Below are 970 nucleotides of genomic sequence, written 5' to 3'. Positions count from 1 at the left end.
TGATAGCACTGGACGAATTCCTTGACCATCACGTCCATCGACCAGCCGTCGGAGACGATGTGGTGCATGCTCACCACCAGCACGAATTGTTCATCGGCTACTGCAAACAGGCTGGCGCGCAGCAACGGCCCGTGGCGCAAATCGAACGGCCGCGCCGTGACGGTTTGTACCTGTTGCGCCAGGGCCGCCTCGCGCTCCGACACCGGCAAACCGGTGAGGTCGATGCGCTCCAGCGCAATGGGTTGCTGATCGAGAATCACCTGATACGGTTGATCGCCATCGGTATGGAATACCGTGCGCAACACTTCATGGCGCATGACCAGATGATCGAAGGACCGTTGCAGCGCCGCTTCGTCCAGGCGCCCGTTCAGACGCAGGCCGGCGGCCATGTTGTACGCGGCGCTCTGCGGTTCGAGCTGCCAGAGAAACAGCAGGCGTTGCTGGGCGAACGACAACGGAATCGGCGTGACCTCGTGCCGGCTGACCGGCAGCGGCAACAGGCTGAAGTCCTTGCCGTCCTCACGCAGTCTGGCCAGAAACTGTCGACGCTGTTCCAGCGGCAAACCGACGAACCTTTTCGCGATGCGTTCCGCCATGGTGCCGCTCATACTTCCTCTCCTTCCAAAGCATTCATGAACTGATCCATGTCGGACCAGTCGTCGTCCGTTGCACCGCCGGCCTGTTGTGCCAGCAGCGCCGCCAGATCGGTCAGTAACGGTTTTTCGAACAGGCTGCGCAGCGGTAACACCACGCCCAATTGAGTCTTGATGCGCGCAATCACCTGCGCGGCCAGCAGCGAATGGCCACCGAGTTCAAAAAAGTGATCATCCAGACCGACCCGCGGCACCTGCAGGACCTCGGCCCAGATCCGCGCCAGACACTGCTCGGTCTCCGTTTGTGGCGCGCGATAGTCGCCCTGCAACTGGCTGGCATCCGGCGCCGGCAAGGCTTTGCGGTCGAGCTTGCCGCT

At 62.0% G+C, this 970-nt stretch carries 2 protein-coding genes; both read right to left on the bottom strand.

Translation table 11 applies throughout. The annotated features are described in order from the left end of the window. Positions 1 to 608, bottom strand: a 608-nt coding sequence (locus DBR24_RS33600; protein ID WP_256591801.1) for a condensation domain-containing protein, incomplete at its 3' end; no start/stop codon positions are given. Further along, a partial coding sequence (locus DBR24_RS33595) for a phosphopantetheine-binding protein (RefSeq protein WP_256591800.1) occupies positions 605 to 970 on the bottom strand: 366 nt, incomplete at its 5' end. The genes DBR24_RS33595 and DBR24_RS33600, both read right to left, overlap by 4 nt.

The organism is Pseudomonas sp. HMWF006, from assembly GCF_003061205.1.
Taxonomy (GTDB): Bacteria; Pseudomonadota; Gammaproteobacteria; order Pseudomonadales; family Pseudomonadaceae; genus Aquipseudomonas; species Aquipseudomonas monsensis.
This window is presented reverse-complemented; position numbering and strand designations above follow the sequence as displayed.